Below are 15,762 nucleotides of genomic sequence, written 5' to 3'. Positions count from 1 at the left end.
TACTACCCCTTTATTATGTAGTCTATATTAAAGTACATGTTCTGTTTGCGGAGATAATAAGCGGTACCAATCAACAACGGTTGGATTCTCTGCTAAATCCGCAAAAGTGATTTCTTTTCCTTCGCGACGCCACTTCTCTACTAAACTCATAATTCTGACCGAATCAAGTCCTCTATTTAATAAATCTTCATCAGTCTCAACACTTTCTACTGGTTCACGAAGTAGTTGTGCAACTAATTCATGCACTTCCTGTAAAGTGATTCCTTCACTCTCATCACTTTTTACACTTTGTAAATCTTTTAACAGTAAGTTTGTTGATGTCGTTACTGCACATCTATTAGATGCATACTCCAATGCTTGTTTATGATGGTCTAGTGAAAAATCAGCAACTGCATCTGCTACAAAAAATGGCTCTATACCATCCATAAATGCTTCGCAAGCTGTTAAAAGGCAGCCGATATGCGCATAAATACCGCAAATAATAAGTTGATCTCTTCCCTGTTCATTTAAAATTTCTAATAGATTTGTCTTTTTAAATGCACTATATCTCCATTTTGTTAAGAATATATCATCCTCATCAGGAGTAAGTTCACCGACAATTTTCTTTTTATCTGGTCCAGCAGGAATACCGTCCCCCCAGAAATCTTGTAATAATCCTCGTTGTTCTAACGTTTGTCCACCTGGTTGTGCTGTATAAACAACTGGTATACCAAGTTCCTTACATTTTTCTCTTATCACCTTAATATTTGAAATAAGTTCTAATTTTGGTGATTCTTTATCGCTATATGCATCAAGAAAATATTCTTGCATGTCATGGATTAGAAGAACCGCACGTTTCGGATCTGGTGTCCAGTTCACTTTATTTTTTGGTAGTTCTGATTCAACTGGCATTTTGTATACTGAAATAGATGGGATAGCCATCTAATCACTTCCTTCCAATTTTTATATTATTTATCGTTTTACCGTAATAAGTTTTTCAGCAATGACTTTACGTAACTCTTTTTTGCTTACCTTTCCAACACCTGTTTGCGGGAATGATTCAATAAATTCAATTCGATCTGGAATCTTATAAGCTGCTATACCGCGTTCTCTTAAAAACATTTTTAATTCACTTACAGTCGGAGCTTGTCCGCGAGCTATAACAAATGCACAAGTACGTTCCCCTAAATAATCGTCAGGCATTGATACAATGGCTACATCATGTACTGTATCGTGTGCTAATAGATGATTTTCGACTTCTTCTGCAGCAACTTTCTCACCACCACGGTTAATTTGATCTTTATCCCTACCTTCTACAATGATGTAACCTTGTTCATTTACTTTTACAAGATCACCTGTGCGATAAAATCCATCCTTTGTAAATGATCGTGCATTATGCTCTTCTGCTTTATAATAGCCACGAATTGTATATGGCCCTCTTGTTAATAAACTACCTACTTCACCAGGTTTCACATCGTTATCATTTTTATCAACGACCCGTACTTCATCGAATGTAGACATCGGTCTCCCTTGTGTATGAATAATGATTTCTTCCGGATCATTTAATCTCGTGTAATTTACTAACCCTTCTGCCATACCGAACACTTGCTGTAACGTACATCCAAATGTAGGGCGAATACGCTTCGCAACTTCAGCACTAAATTTCGCACCACCTACTTGAATCACTTGCAAGCTCGATAAATCGTTATTACGAGAAGAAGCTGCATCAAGCCAAATCATTGCTAATGGTGGAACGAGCGCTGTAATCGTAACTTTTTCTTTTTCTATAAGAGCAAATGCCTCATCTGGGCTACCACCAGTTGCTAACACTACTTTTCCACCCGCATAGAAAGTTCCAAATGTCCCTGGAGAACTCATCGGGTAATTGTGCGCTACTGGAAGAACTGCCATATAGACGCTATCCGTATTCAAATTACAAATTTCAGCGCTAACACGTAAACTATAAATATAGTCATCATGTGTTCTAGGAATTAATTTAGAAAGCCCTGTTGTCCCTCCAGACAATTGGAGAAACGCAGCATCACTTGGCTGAACTTCTGGTAATGGAACGGGATCTATATACAGATCACTTATGTTCACAAATTCTTCTTCTTCTCCCACTACAATTACATGTTGTAAAGTTGGCACTTTCACTTTTACTTCTCTTGCTAGTTTTCGATAATCAAAGCCGAGAGCCTTATTTGAAATAACGTAAGCACTCGCCTCACCAAACTCACAGAAATAACTAATTTCACTGCTTCGATGTGAAGGTAGTGCAAAAACAGGAAGTGCTCCAATTCGAAATAGTGCAAAGCATATTTCGAAAAACTCGATAATGTTGGGTAACTGTATTACAACTCGATCCTCTTGCTTTATTCCTAAATTCAGTAAACCTGAAGCTAAGCGATCTACTTTTTTATCAAGCTCACTATACGTCATATGCATATTACCACTTACAACTGCAATTTCATCTCCATACTTTTCAGCACGTTCTCTTAACAACGAACCAAATGTTTCTCCAAGCCAACATCCTTCTTCTCGATAACGATTTGCAAATTCTTCTGGCCATTCCGTGAAACCTGATAACATTATTTCTTCCCCCTATTTTTCATTCAGCGAATTATCTCTTAATCCTAAAGCCTTCAGCATTGTTTGGAACTTAGCTGATGTTTCTGCTAGCTCATCTTCTGGTTTTGACTCAGCAACAACTCCTGCTCCTGCATATAAACGAAGTGTATTTTCTTGCACTTCAGCACAGCGAATTGTAACAATCCATTCACCATCTCCATTTAAATCGCTCCATCCTAGCATTCCTGTAAAGAATTCACGGTCAAATGGCTCAATTTTTTGAATCGCCTCTCTTGCTTCTTCCATTGGCGTTCCGCAAACTGCTGGCGTAGGATGAAGAGCAATTGCTAATTCCAAAGAAGTAGTATTCGGATCCTTTAGTTCACCTTTCACTTCAGTAGACAAATGCCACATCGCTTCACTATGAATAACGGATGGTTTTTCCGGAACATGTAATGTATGACAGTATGGACGAAGTGCAGCAGCAACCGCTTCAACTACTACCGCATGTTCATGTAAATCTTTTGGTGAAGAAATTAATTCCTCTGCTCTTCTCTTATCTTCCACTGGATCATCACTACGTGGTCTTGAACCAGCTAACGGATTAGAAATAACTTGCATACCATTACGTGAAACGAGTAATTCAGGACTTGCTCCAATTAATGTTTTATTACACTCGTTTTCATCTTCCGGTAAATTCACAGCAAATGTATAACCGTGCTTATTATGCTCTGCCAATTCGCGAAGTAGTTTTTGTTTATCAATCTTCTCTGAAGATTCAACATCTAACGATCTAGATAGAACGATTTTCTTTAAATCTCCGTCCTGAATTTTTTCAATCCCTTGCTTCACACCATTCATATAAACTTCAGGAGCTGGAACCGGTGTCATTTCAAATGTCAGTTTCTCATTTCGTTTTATCTCATTTGTTGTCTCTAACTGTAAACGCTCAGTAATTCTACTATGTTCTGGTACGATAAGTTGAACTTCTTTTCTACGATCAAAAGGCAAAGCACCAACAACGATAGGATTCGGATTTCCAGCTTGTTTTGCATTGCTTAATACCGCTTGTACAAGTTCTGTAAAACTTTCAATTTCATGATGTTTTACTGTAGTAAACTCTCCTTCTGTCAATATCGTTCGAGTTGGTGAAGCGAAAAAGAACGAAGATTCAGTTTTATAATCTTCTAATAATTTTTCCGACAGTTCCTTTACGGCTATAAGTTCATTCATAGTATGAAAACCTCCTGAATTTTTTATTAAACTCCTAATGTAGCTCCGCCATCGACACATAAATTGTGCATTGTAATATGACTCGCTTTATCAGAGGCTAAAAACAATACTGCTTCAGCAATTTCTGAAGGTTGTGCAATTTTTTGTAACGGAATACCGAGTCTATATGTATTTTGAGAACCAGCAATTATATTTTCAGCTCCATTCTCATCAGCCCATAATAATCTTTGCATTTCAGTTTCAGTAGAACCTGGAGAAACTAAGTTACAGCGAATATTGTATGCTGCAAGTTCTAACCCTAAACATTTCATAAACATCGTCGTTGCAGCTTTTGATGCAGCATACGCAGCCATCTCCATTCTCGGAGTATTTGCCGCATTTGAGCCAACTGTAACAATTGCCCCTGACTTTCTTTGCATCATATATTTACTTACTGCTCGGCACATATAGAAAACCCCTGTAGAATTGAAGTGAACCCGAATAGTGGTACATGAAAAAAACACCTCCTGAATTCGCATACTAAGTATGCAAATTCAATGGAGGTGTTTTTTCGTATGACGACAAGAGTTCATTACCCAGAAGAAACAAAGTGGAAAGTAATTGAAATGAAGAAAGATGGTTATTCAAATCGTACAATTATGGAGAAACTCGGAATTAAAAATGTTTCCCAAATTAAGACATGGATGAAATGGTATCGTACAGATCAAACGTATCGTTTTCAACAACCTGTAGGAAAACAATATTCTTATGGAAAAGGACCAAAAGAGCTCAGTGAATTAGAACAACTACGTTTAGAAAATAAGCATCTAAAAACAAAATTACTTGTATGGGGAAAGTATCTGGAAATCGAAAGGGGCTGAAACCAGAAACTGTAGTTACTTTATGGAAAAATGTAAAAACAAAAATAACGATAAAAGAATTGTGTAACGTATTAGAATTACCCCGTTCCACATTTTATCGCTGGTTACAACGAACGGAAGATCGGAAAGATGATATAGAAGAGAAAGTAAAGGACGTCTGTCTTAGGCATAAATTTCGGTATGGATATCGAAGAGTGACGGCTACTCTTCAAAAAATGGGACTGTGTGTTAATCATAAAAAAGTATTACGAATCATGAGACAAAATCACATTCTTTCAAAAGTACGTCGAAAGAAAAAGAAATATATCAATGGTGCGGAACCAATGGTAGCCCCTCATCGATTGGAGCGTGAATTCGATGCATCCAGACCAAATGACAAGTGGTTTACAGATGTGACGTATCTCTTATTTGGAGAGCGTACCTTGTATTTATCAACGATCATGGATGCCTTTAATCGTGAAATTATTAGTTGTGTCATCAGCGAATCACAAACACTGGCATTAGCGATGAAGACATTGAAACAAGCAATGAGAGGGCGAAGAGTAAAAGATGTCCTTCTTCACTCGGATCAAGGAAGTATTTATACAGCAAAAGAATTTCAAGCGTATGCCAAAGAAAACGGCATTATCACCAGCATGTCCCGGAGAGGAAATTGCCATGATAATGCCGTCATGGAAAGCTTCTTTGGTCATTTGAAAAGTGAAGCTTTCTATTCACAAGAGATAACAAAAGTATCCAACACAACTGTGCGAAAGATTGTGCTAGAATACATTCATTACTACAATTGTGTGCGAATTCAAGAAAAATTAAACCACCTATCCCCTAAAGAATTTAGGGAACAAGTGGTTTAGGTGTTTTGATTGGTGTCCCGTTTTCGGGGTTCACTTCAAATTTACAGAGAATGTTTTATTCCAATCTTCATCACTTAAAGAGTGAATCGCTCCCATACGTAAAACCCCTGCAACATTTACTAATATATCTATCGGTGCTATATCATTTTCAATCCGTTCTACTACTTCTTCAACAGCGGCACTATCACTCACATCTAAATGAAACGTTTTCACACGTGTTTCATTTAATTCATTTTCATTTAAGAGTACGTTTAACCCCTCTTCAGTTTGATCAGCCCCAATAACTGTAGCTCCTCTTTCTAAAAACATGTTTGCTACAACACTACCTATACCTTGCGCTGCACCAGTTACTAAAACCGTTTTCCCATCAAATTCCCCTATGTTCATTTCATCTATCCTTTCATATAAAAATTAATCAAATTCAACATCATAAATGATAACGATTTTCATTATCACTTATGATGTTAAAAATAATACACTTACTAAACTAATTGGTCAAGTGTACTTTTCATCAAAATATTGTTCATTGATAATGTTTTTCATTTAACATTCTTACACCTAAATGATAATCTTTCTCAATAAACTTGTCAACCTATTTTTATTTTTCAGATAAAATATCTTAATGATTCTCAACACAATTACATCTAAAAGCATTAATAAGTACCTTACATTACACCTTTAATTCATACTCCTCTTTTTAAACTTGTAGAAGACTAACTGTAGATACCTTCATTTACAAAGTCTTATCAAAAAACAAAGTATATATTTTCTCAACATTTTTCTGAAAATATCGAGAAAGTATATCTTGCAATTATCGATGCATGTTGTGTTTATAATTTAAGATTTAATACGTATTTAGAATATAATGTATCACCTTTTAATATTCCAATATAATCCAAACGGGTATTTCACTCACTCTTTTGTCTCAAAAAATTCCACAGATTATATAACCTCGTTACAATTATTCATAAAAAAGCACCCTATTTAATAGGATGCTTTTTCGTATTTATAGTGTGATAGAAGATTTATATACTTATGCTACGCTGCGATACTCTTCTTCTTGTTCTTTTTTCTGCTTAGGTGCTTGAATTAAAATTGCGATAACAAATGATACGACACATAATACACCGATCACCATGAAGGTTGGTTTGAATCCACCTAGAAGTGCACCGATAAAGGAACCTGCAAGTGCTCCAAATCCTTGATACACAATGCCGTAGTTCTTACTATGGTTTTTCATACCGTAGAAATCACCAACGATAGCTGGGAAAATAGTGATATTTCCACCAAAGCAAAACGCTACGCTTGCTACACATACGAAGTAGATACCATAATTTAAATCTACGAAACTTAAAACCAAGACTGAAGCTGCCATAACAACAAATGTACCAGTAACGATTTTTAAACGGCCGATTTTATCTGATAACGGTCCTAAAATAATACGACCTAACGTATTGAAGATTGCAACCATAGCCACCGCATTAGCTGCTGTCGCTGCGCTAAGCCCTACAAGTTGAACACCAATGTCTTTTACCATACCAATTAAGTATAAGCCACTCATACATGATGTAAATAACATAATAAATAATAAGTATACTTGTTTTGTGCCTAACATTTCTTTCGTTGTATATTCCTGAGTTTTTGTTTCATGAACTGCTCCTTGATCTGCAGCTTGATGGATTAAACAAGCGCCAATTACAATCATAGCTGTAACAATTAAACCCCAGTATATAAACGCTTGTGATACACCAACTGATTCAATTAACTGTGCGTTAACATATTTAAAGATTAAGCTACCCGAACCATATGCAGAGACAGAAATACCAGCAATTAAACCTTTACGCTTTGGAAACCACTTTATTAAATTGGATAGTGAAGTGATATATGCTGTACCATCTGCATAACCTACAACAACCCCTGCTAGTACATAAAGCAATATTAATGAGGAAGCTTGTGAACTAAGTATTAATCCTAGTCCTAATGCTAGTCCAGCTATCATAATAAGTTTACGAAGTCCCCATATTTCTTGCAATTTACTCGCAAATAAAGTCGAAAACGCTAAGGAAAGACTAGTAATTGAGAATGTTATAGCAACTGCGGTAAGACTCCAACCGTATTTACTAACTAAAGGCTGATTAAATAAACTCCATGTATATATCGTTCCAAGTCCCATTTGTACTATGACTGTACCAAGGACAACAAGCCATGGATTAACATTTGATTTTTTCATACCTTTCCGCCTCCTCTTTCTATTTCAATGCTTTTCGCTAAATTTTCTTTTTTTATGTTCATATTGGCCACCTCATTTGATTTAACACCTTCATTGTATAAGATGTTTCTGTTTATGTAAGCACTTACAAGATAGAGCGTCAAAAATATGGAATCAGTTACAGAAAACGAAGGACGAAATACAAAAACAAATTATTAAATACGTAAGTAGCTATTATAATGTTTTGCATCAATACGACTTACAGCTGTTTTATCATCTCTCTTTATAAAAATTATGTCTCAAGTTATATGATACCTATATTGCAAGATTTTGATTTTCCTATACATACAGAAAAACTATTTTCACACTACGATGCACTTTATTTTTTATAAAATAAAAAATATTTTATTGATAAATAAAACTAAATATTCACTAATATATCTATACGTGGTTTAATATATATAATAAAAAAATATTTCTGTCTTTAATGAGGAGGTACTATGAAAGCAAACGTAGGGGATACTATACTTTTTCAACGAAATAATTTAAAGATTACAGGATCTGTACTAAAACTTTATACTGAATCGGTCTTAGTTGAAATTACAGATGTAAGCGGTGGTACTTTTGAATTTGATCGAACAATTGTAAATCATAAAAACTATAAAATTTTAAATACGAATACATAAAACAACAAAAAATAGCCCCTGCTCACCAGCAGCGGCTATTTTATATGAAAACACTTCATTAGTTTATATATCCTAAAACACTTACAATCTTACTCGCTTTTAAATTATTAATGTGATAATAAATTTCTAAACCTCTTCTCTCAGCTCGTAACACTTTACCTTTCATTTTTGATAAATGTTGCGAAACAGTCGATTGTGGAATATTTAGTAATTCTGTTAATTGTGTTACGTTACAAGTTTTTCTCGTACTTAATTCATTTACAATTTGTAATCGGATTGGGTGAGCCATAATTTTCAAAATATCTACATCTTCTTCCGAAACTAAACTTTTTCTCATTTCACTCGTATATGTTGTCATAAGACATTCCCCTTTTATATGAATTCCTCTTATTTAGATCTATTTCCAAAATATTTAAAACTCCGATGTGAAACCTTTATATAAAAATAATAGAATTTTAAATTTTTAAAAACAGAACGAAATACAATTCACTTTATTTATTTGGTACATATACATAATACAATGTTAATATGTGCTCTATGTGAAGTTAGCATATATTTATAATGAAGATTTTTCAAACAATTCACATCTAACTATATACTTCCTCATAACACTATCCAGTGATTTTAACATATTTTAGGCGTTTGTATATACTATCTACAAAATAAATGTTGTTTAGGGGGATTTCAAATGCCAACAATGTTACAAGAAGAAGTTGAAGAAGCACGCGAAACATATGTCAGTCGTATCATATTAGTCAGTGGATCAGCTTTATTTTTAGTAGGTGGTATTATTTCGACAATTTCAGCTTTTAAAGCTTATAATCGTTTGGAGAATACACCGCCTTCTCCAGATAACTCGTAGGTGCATTGTCTAATTCTGAATAACAAACAAATGCCACCTCTATAAAGAGGCGGCATTTGTTTTATCATAATTTTTATACTAGAAACTCGCAAACAATGCTTTAAGTATGAATTACAATTGAACTTACTTCACCACAAACCGAGTCTGACTACACCCATCCTTCTGCTTCGTTACTTCTAATACAGCTGGCATTGCGTTTTTCAGCTCTTGAACGTGTGATATAACACCGATAAAGCGGCCTGATTTTTGTAAGTCAATTAAGGCGTCAACTGCTTTTGTTAATGACTCCTCGTCTAATGAACCGAATCCTTCGTCGATAAACATCGTTTCGATGGAAATACCGCCTTCATATGCTTGAATGACGTCTGCCATTCCGAGCGCTAAGCAAAGCGATGCATTAAATTTCTCGCCGCCAGATAATGTTTTTACATCGCGTGTTTGACCAGTATATGCGTCGTATACATCTAATCCTAATCCACTTTGACGATTTCTTTTTTCAACTCGTTCACTTCGTTTTAAATAAAATTGTCCATTTGATAATTTACGTAATCGTTCGTTTGCAATTTGAACAATTTGTTCTAAATACTCAATTAAGATGTAACGTTCAAATGATATACGGCTTTCGTTATCACCTTTCATTACTTCATATAAATCAACAAGTTCTTGGAAAGCTTTTTCTTCCTCATGAATTTGCTCATCAATACGTCTAATATTTTCATGTAAATCAAAAATATATGTTACTGCATTTTGCGCACGTTGACGTTTTTCTTTAATGATATCGAGATTAATTTGTAATTCTGTTATGTGGTCACCTAACGCTGTAATATCCATATACTCTTTATCTTTTAATTCAGCTTGTAACTCTTCAATTTGTTTTGCAAGCACTTCAAGAGATGAATAATAGCTTTGAATTTCTTTTTGTAGCATCTCCATCTCGGCATCACTTAATTTAGCTTCTTTATACGTTATTTGATTTGTAAACCCGCTCTGTTCAAGTTCTTTCATAAAGCGCGCGAAAGTCTCTTCTTTCTTCAATTTTGTACTTTCAAATTGAGTAGAAGCACCTTCCTGTTCTGCTTGAATACGTATATTTTCATTTTGCCAATGTTGATACGCTTCCTGCACTTTCTTCCATTCGTCCTCCATTAACCTAAGTTGTTGCATCGCCTGATCAAACTGTACTTTCCAAGCTTGTACTGTTTGTAGGTTTTCAGGAATATTTTTCTTATCATGGTCATATGAAGTACGAAGTTGCATACACTCCATTTCTGTACGGTGCTGCTCTGTTTCTACCTCACGTTTTTGTTTCTGCAGTGCATCTACTTTTTCTTCTACGCTTTTTATATTCACAGCTGTTTGCTTACGCGTTTCTTCACTTGCCTTTAACGTATTCACTTCAGTTGCTAATTGTTTTCCCTTGTGAACAAGTGCACTATATGTTTCATCTAATTTCTCTGAGCGATAGCCTTGCTTCTTAACCTCTGCTATTATCTGTTCATATTGAAGGTGATAGAAATTCCATTTCTCTTCTAACTGAACATGTAATTTTTCAGCAAGATTCTTCTTGTCTCTTAAATCATTTAACTCTTTTTCATCGATCGCATCACTTTGCTCTGTAGCTTTTTTCGGATGGTTCGTACTACCACATACTGGACAAGATTCGCCATCATGTAGATGAAGAGCTAATATACCAGCTTGTTCACTTAACCAGCGATGTTCCATATTTTCATATGCGTTAACTGCCAATTGCATCTTATTATATGCCGCTTCTTTTTCTTTCCCGTACTTTTGTTTTTCTTGCCAAACATCATATGCTTGCTTTAAAACTTTTGCATCTTCTCGCATATTCGTTAGTTCTTCTACTTTAGCTACATATTGCTCAAGTGCTTGTTCTAGTTGTTGTAATTCACTAGACATTAGCTGTTTTTGATTTGTATGCTCTTCTAATTGTCGATCTAAGTTTTGCATACTTCCCTTTAATTTCCCTATTTGAATTTCTGCATTTTGTAAATTCAACTGTTTCTCAGCTAACGATGCAATAATCGATTGTAACTCTTCTAATCTTTGAACTAGTTTTTTTGCATTTTCTCTCTCAGGTTCTTTATTCTTTACTGCTTCATATTTCTTCTGAGCAAGTTCAAAGTTATTCGTTATATTTTCTTGTTTTGCGATTATTTGTTTTAACAAACTTTCAGCCTTCTGCTCATTTTGCATTGCTTCTTCGTACCATTGTTCAAATGGTAATAAGCGCTTCGCTTCTTCCGCACGTTTAAAAGATGTTTCTTTCCTTTCAATCACTGTACGGTTTTCTTGTAAAGTGTTATATTTCTCATTCTTTTGTTGTAAATCTATAAATTTCTCATTTATGGATTTCGCTGCATGAAAACGTGTTTCGGCATCCTTTAATTGCTTCGTTTGAACATCTTGTTCTACTTGTAATTGCTCAACCTCTACCTTATACGCCGCTGTTTCTTGTTCTAATGCTTCTACTACTTGATGCGTATTTACATGTTCTTGTTCCACTAATGTCTCTAATAATGCTCCATTGCGGATTGGTAATTTAAAAACATTACGGAAGTATAGCTCTCGCTCTTTCTGTTTTTCTTGTAAAACGTCTTTCCATTGTTTTCGTTTTTGATCAAGTAACTCACGCATTAACTTATAACGATCCGTTTTAAAAATACGACGTAAAATTTCTTCTTTATTTTCTGTCTCAGATGTTAATAGTTTTCGGAATTCCCCCTGTGGCAACATAACAATTTGGCTAAATTGATGTTTACTTAAACCGATTAAATCTTCCACTTTTTTATTTACATCCGTTACATGGAAACGATCAACAGCTGGAACATTCTCTTCATCAATCACTTCATATAGTTCTACTGCATGTCCCGTAATCGTCTTGTTCCCTTGTTTTTTATGTCCAAGTTGTCGTTTTATTTCATAACGTTTCCCTTTTAACTGAAAGGTTAGTTCTACACTTGTATACATATTATCATCAGCAAATTGACTGCGGAGCATGCTCGTATCACTACGTTCTTCTCCACTTGCCTCACCAAATAGCACATAACAAATTGCATCAAAAATCGTTGTCTTTCCAGCACCTGTATTCCCAGAAATGGCGAAAATGCGATGATCTCCAAGATCGTTAAAATCGATTACTTCTTTCTGTTTATATGGCCCAAATGCTGTCATAATTAGCTGAATCGGTCTCATCCTCGTTCACCTTCCCGTTCTTGCACTGTTTGTAATACTTCTACAAATAGACGTTCTTTCTCTTCTGATAAATCTAAGCCTTTCATTTCTTTATAAAAAGCCTTTAGAAGAGATAAATCATCCGTTTTATGTCTTGAAACAGTTACTTCATTTGACTCTGTGAACTCTCGTCTTTGAATAGATCTTTCAACATGCATTGCATTTGGATATACAGAGCGTATTTTTTCCATTGGCTGCAAGACAGGATTTTCATCTAATAATTTTACAAACACGTAATCTTCACTTACTGGATGTTGTAATAACTCATCTATTTTCGCTTCTACTGTTCGCATTTTACGGCGTGGTGCAAGTAACCTTTTTTCAATTGTTGCTTCACCTGTTTCGTTCAGTTCCACAATATAATAACCTTTTTTATGTTTTTCTTCAGAAATAGAATACGCAAGTGGCGAACCAGAATATCGAATGGTCTCATTACGTACGAAATGCGCTTGATGTAAATGTCCAAGCGCTGTGTAATGAAACTTATCAAAATAATGACTATTTACGTATTCAGCACCACCAATTGAAAGTGGTCGTTCTGCATCACTTGTATTCTCCTCCGCTTCTCCCGCAGAAGTTACAAATGCATGACCAACAAATACGTGTCTAGCTTCTTTATCCATCGTTTCAGAAAGCTCATTCATAAAAATACGCATCGCATCATCATGAGAACGTACATCTTCGTTTTTCAAAACATGTCTAACTATGCTTGGATCCGCATATGGAATGAGATGGAAGTGAACCTCGCCATATTCATCATTTAATATAATTGGCTCATATGGAAATTGAAATTGTCCCACAATAAATAATCCTTGTTTCTTCATTAAACTACTTCCAAAATGAATACGATCTGGACTATCATGGTTTCCTGCAACCGCAATAACTGGTGTTTGTAAATCAATCACTATTTTTTGTAAAACATCATTTAATAAGTCTACTGCTTCCGTAGGTGGAATTGCTCGGTCATATAAATCCCCTGCAATAATTACCGCATCTGGTTTTTCTTCTTCAACAGCTTGTACAAACTGATCTAATACAATCTTTTGATCTTCAGTCATATACACGCCATGAACGAGCTTTCCTAAATGCCAATCCGCTGTATGAAATAACTTCATAGTTTCCTGCTCCTTTTAATTTACTGATTTTAGTGATACGAGTTGATAGTTTATTGTAGTTTTTCCGTTTTCCCACTCTAACTTTTGTATCATTGCACTACCAATTCTTTCTTCATTTGATTTATATAAAGGCAATATTTCTTGAACTGTAAATAAGTGATAACCATCCAATGTTAATTGAAATATGTTTTCTTCTATATGTAATCTTATTTCTTTTTCATTTGAAATAATTTTTGTGTGCATCTCAAATTTCATGACAGATACAACCCCTTTTTCTAATCTCTACATTATTAATAGTATATTGGCTATGCAAGATTGACAAGTAAATACACGGCAAAGTACACACTTTTCTACTACTATATGTTTTTTATTTTTACATATAATACGGTATGTGAAATTTTCTTTATTTTAAAAATAAAAATGTCTAATGTGACATCTTTATTTTTGTATAAAGTCTTTCATTACATAATATAAAACTGTAATGAAAACGATCGCTACAAAAAATGAAAATACTGCGATAATGTACCCATCCTTATTTAATAAAATGCAAAAAGAAATAGATATGATGAAAATCGGAAATACAAGTCGTACTTTATCCTTCACTTCCTCTGTCGTATCTGTATGATGAAAATACTGCGTTATCCCTATCATTAAAGAAGACAAAATAATTACCGACAATAGTAAAGGTACTGGCATTCCGATTTCTCCTTTCTCTATTTCTAATGAAAAGCAATTTTTCTTTCATCATAATCGCTTCAAATACTCTTTTTGAAGTAATTATGTACAATTTACACATATATAATAGCGTGTTTATCATGATAATTTCAAATAATTACAATTACAGTAATGTTGTAATATTCATTTTCAACCTCAGAAATCCTGCAAATATATCTCGTCAAAATATGCGATATACAAATTAACACGTACCGTCAAGTTTAGACAAAATTTATAAAGGACATTTCAATACGTATCAAGAATTAAGAATAAGAAGATATGTAAGGGAGGATGAATTATGACTGAACACGTTTTATTTTCTGTTAGTGAAAACGGCGTTGCATCAATTACTTTAAACCGCCCAAAAGCGCTTAATTCTTTATCTTATGACATGTTGCAACCAATTGGGCAAAAACTGAAAGAGTGGGAAAATGATGAGCGAATTGCGCTTATCGTATTAAAAGGAGCTGGCACAAAAGGTTTTTGTGCAGGCGGCGACATTAAAACTCTTTATGAAGCGCGTTCAAATGAAACTGCATTGCAGCATGCGGAACGTTTTTTTGAAGAAGAGTATGAAATTGATACATATATTTATCAATATAAAAAACCGATCATCGCTTGTTTAGATGGAATTGTAATGGGCGGTGGTGTCGGTCTTACAAATGGTGCGAAATATCGAATTGTAACTGAGCGTACGAAATGGGCAATGCCTGAGATGAATATCGGCTTCTTCCCAGATGTCGGTGCTGCTTATTTCTTAAATAAAGCTCCAGGGTTTGCTGGCCGTTATGTTGCTTTAACAGCATCTGTTTTAAAAGCTGCTGACGTATTATTTATAAACGCCGCTGATTACTTTATGACATCTGATTCATTACCAATTTTCCTTACTGAACTTGAAAGTGTAAATTGGCATAAACAAGATGATGTACATACTAATTTAAAAGAAGTCATTCGTACATTTGCAACTGCTCCAAACTTAGAAAGCGAACTTTCTACTTCATTAGAAGAAATTAATTCACATTTTGCATTCGATACAATTGAAGAGATCACCGATTCATTGGAGAAAGCTCAAAGTTCCTTTGCTTTAAAAACGAAAGAAACGCTATTATCAAAATCCCCTATTTCATTAAAAGTAACATTAAAACAGTTTATTGATGGACAAGATAAGTCCGTTGAAGAATGTTTTGCTACCGACCTTGTACTTGCTAAAAATTTCATGAGACATGCGGATTTCTTCGAAGGAGTACGTTCTGTTGTCGTTGATAAAGATCAAAATCCGAATTATAAATATAAGCAGTTAAGTGATGTTTCAGAAGAAGATGTAAATCGATTCTTTAACTTACTTAATGCATAATTAGGTGAAACATTAATAAGTGGGGGTTCATTACCCGCTTATTATTAGCCCTCACCGATCGTCCGGTCATGCGGGATAA

The 15,762-nt window shown here is 34.7% G+C and carries 13 protein-coding genes and 2 pseudogenes; 4 read left to right on the top strand and 11 right to left on the bottom strand.

Annotated elements, in window-relative coordinates; translation table 11 throughout:
* Nucleotides 1–27: 27 nt before the first annotated feature.
* From dhbB to QCI41_RS01805, 4 genes and pseudogenes are all read right to left on the bottom strand, one after another.
* Entirely contained in the window at nt 28–921 is an 894-nt protein-coding gene (dhbB, locus tag QCI41_RS01820) for an isochorismatase (RefSeq protein WP_353838568.1), read from the bottom strand.
* A gap of 30 nt (nt 922–951) precedes the next feature.
* Nucleotides 952–2,568: a (2,3-dihydroxybenzoyl)adenylate synthase gene (locus QCI41_RS01815; protein WP_353838570.1), complete on the bottom strand. Its 1,617-nt coding sequence runs from the start codon at nt 2,566–2,568 to the stop codon at nt 952–954.
* 12 nt (nt 2,569–2,580) lie between these two features.
* Complete coding sequence (gene dhbC, locus QCI41_RS01810) at nt 2,581–3,780, bottom strand: isochorismate synthase DhbC (RefSeq protein ID WP_353838571.1); 1,200 nt, start codon at nt 3,778–3,780, stop codon at nt 2,581–2,583.
* A 26-nt stretch (nt 3,781–3,806) separates the two neighbouring features.
* Nucleotides 3,807–4,247: pseudogene (locus QCI41_RS01805) on the bottom strand (SDR family oxidoreductase); the annotation flags it as partial.
* 87 nt (nt 4,248–4,334) lie between these two features.
* Between QCI41_RS01805 and QCI41_RS01800 the strand changes: the two are divergent.
* A protein-coding gene (locus QCI41_RS01800) for an IS3 family transposase (RefSeq protein WP_353838573.1) occupies nt 4,335–5,491 on the top strand; the annotation gives its coding sequence in 2 pieces (ribosomal slippage) (nt 4,335–4,587 and nt 4,587–5,491; 1,158 coding nt in all).
* A gap of 39 nt (nt 5,492–5,530) precedes the next feature.
* Here the strand turns inward: QCI41_RS01800 and QCI41_RS01795 are convergent.
* Nucleotides 5,531–5,878 (bottom strand): annotated as a pseudogene (locus tag QCI41_RS01795) (SDR family NAD(P)-dependent oxidoreductase); the annotation flags it as partial.
* A gap of 646 nt (nt 5,879–6,524) precedes the next feature.
* Complete coding sequence (locus QCI41_RS01790; protein ID WP_353838574.1) at nt 6,525–7,721, bottom strand: L-lactate MFS transporter; 1,197 nt, start codon at nt 7,719–7,721, stop codon at nt 6,525–6,527.
* 479 nt (nt 7,722–8,200) lie between these two features.
* On the opposite strand from QCI41_RS01790, the gene QCI41_RS01785 reads away from it, so the two are divergent.
* On the top strand, nt 8,201–8,386 hold the full coding sequence (locus QCI41_RS01785; protein ID WP_000646788.1) for a YkvS family protein: 186 nt from the start codon (nt 8,201–8,203) through the stop codon (nt 8,384–8,386).
* Between the two features lie 58 nt (nt 8,387–8,444).
* Here QCI41_RS01785 and QCI41_RS01780 read toward each other — a convergent pair whose 3' ends face one another.
* Nucleotides 8,445–8,744, bottom strand: a complete 300-nt coding sequence (locus QCI41_RS01780) for an ArsR/SmtB family transcription factor (RefSeq protein WP_000214798.1) — start codon at nt 8,742–8,744, stop codon at nt 8,445–8,447.
* 330 nt (nt 8,745–9,074) lie between these two features.
* On the opposite strand from QCI41_RS01780, the gene QCI41_RS01775 reads away from it, so the two are divergent.
* Entirely contained in the window at nt 9,075–9,248 is a 174-nt protein-coding gene (locus QCI41_RS01775) for a hypothetical protein (protein ID WP_353838576.1), read from the top strand.
* A 123-nt stretch (nt 9,249–9,371) separates the two neighbouring features.
* On the opposite strand, the gene QCI41_RS01770 is transcribed toward QCI41_RS01775, so the two are convergent.
* The 4 genes from QCI41_RS01770 to QCI41_RS01755 form a co-directional block, all read right to left on the bottom strand.
* Nucleotides 9,372–12,461 (bottom strand): AAA family ATPase, encoded by a 3,090-nt coding sequence (locus tag QCI41_RS01770; protein WP_353838577.1) that lies wholly within the window; start codon nt 12,459–12,461, stop codon nt 9,372–9,374.
* Nucleotides 12,458–13,615 carry an exonuclease SbcCD subunit D gene (locus QCI41_RS01765; protein ID WP_000765140.1) on the bottom strand — a complete coding sequence of 386 codons (1,158 nt, stop codon included), beginning with the start codon at nt 13,613–13,615 and terminating at the stop codon, nt 12,458–12,460. Before QCI41_RS01765 ends, QCI41_RS01770 begins: the two co-directional genes overlap by 4 nt.
* 15 nt (nt 13,616–13,630) lie before the next feature.
* Nucleotides 13,631–13,870 (bottom strand): DUF2584 family protein, encoded by a 240-nt coding sequence (locus QCI41_RS01760; RefSeq protein ID WP_353838579.1) that lies wholly within the window; start codon nt 13,868–13,870, stop codon nt 13,631–13,633.
* Between the two features lie 183 nt (nt 13,871–14,053).
* Nucleotides 14,054–14,311: a hypothetical protein gene (locus QCI41_RS01755; RefSeq protein WP_001145039.1), complete on the bottom strand. Its 258-nt coding sequence runs from the start codon at nt 14,309–14,311 to the stop codon at nt 14,054–14,056.
* Nucleotides 14,312–14,627: 316 nt separating this feature from the next.
* Between QCI41_RS01755 and QCI41_RS01750 the strand changes: the two genes are divergently transcribed.
* A complete protein-coding gene (locus tag QCI41_RS01750; RefSeq protein ID WP_353838580.1) occupies nt 14,628–15,683 on the top strand; it encodes an enoyl-CoA hydratase/isomerase family protein in 1,056 nt (351 codons plus the stop codon).
* Nucleotides 15,684–15,762: the final 79 nt, after the last annotated feature.

The organism is Bacillus cereus group sp. MG4, assembly GCF_040460055.1.
Lineage (GTDB): Bacteria > Bacillota > Bacilli > Bacillales > Bacillaceae_G > Bacillus_A > Bacillus_A wiedmannii.
This window is presented reverse-complemented; position numbering and strand designations above follow the sequence as displayed.

Coding starts and splice junctions, on each gene's coding strand:
- dhbB (WP_353838568.1), bottom strand. CDS start 921: ATGGCTATCCCATCTATTTCAGTATACAAAATGCCAGTTGAATCAGAA.
- QCI41_RS01815 (WP_353838570.1), bottom strand. CDS start 2,568: ATGTTATCAGGTTTCACGGAATGGCCAGAAGAATTTGCAAATCGTTAT.
- dhbC (WP_353838571.1), bottom strand. CDS start 3,780: ATGAATGAACTTATAGCCGTAAAGGAACTGTCGGAAAAATTATTAGAA.
- QCI41_RS01790 (WP_353838574.1), bottom strand. CDS start 7,721: ATGAAAAAATCAAATGTTAATCCATGGCTTGTTGTCCTTGGTACAGTC.
- QCI41_RS01785 (WP_000646788.1), top strand. CDS start 8,201: ATGAAAGCAAACGTAGGGGATACTATACTTTTTCAACGAAATAATTTA.
- QCI41_RS01780 (WP_000214798.1), bottom strand. CDS start 8,744: ATGACAACATATACGAGTGAAATGAGAAAAAGTTTAGTTTCGGAAGAA.
- QCI41_RS01775 (WP_353838576.1), top strand. CDS start 9,075: ATGCCAACAATGTTACAAGAAGAAGTTGAAGAAGCACGCGAAACATAT.
- QCI41_RS01770 (WP_353838577.1), bottom strand. CDS start 12,461: ATGAGACCGATTCAGCTAATTATGACAGCATTTGGGCCATATAAACAG.
- QCI41_RS01765 (WP_000765140.1), bottom strand. CDS start 13,615: ATGAAGTTATTTCATACAGCGGATTGGCATTTAGGAAAGCTCGTTCAT.
- QCI41_RS01760 (WP_353838579.1), bottom strand. CDS start 13,870: ATGAAATTTGAGATGCACACAAAAATTATTTCAAATGAAAAAGAAATA.
- QCI41_RS01755 (WP_001145039.1), bottom strand. CDS start 14,311: ATGCCAGTACCTTTACTATTGTCGGTAATTATTTTGTCTTCTTTAATG.
- QCI41_RS01750 (WP_353838580.1), top strand. CDS start 14,628: ATGACTGAACACGTTTTATTTTCTGTTAGTGAAAACGGCGTTGCATCA.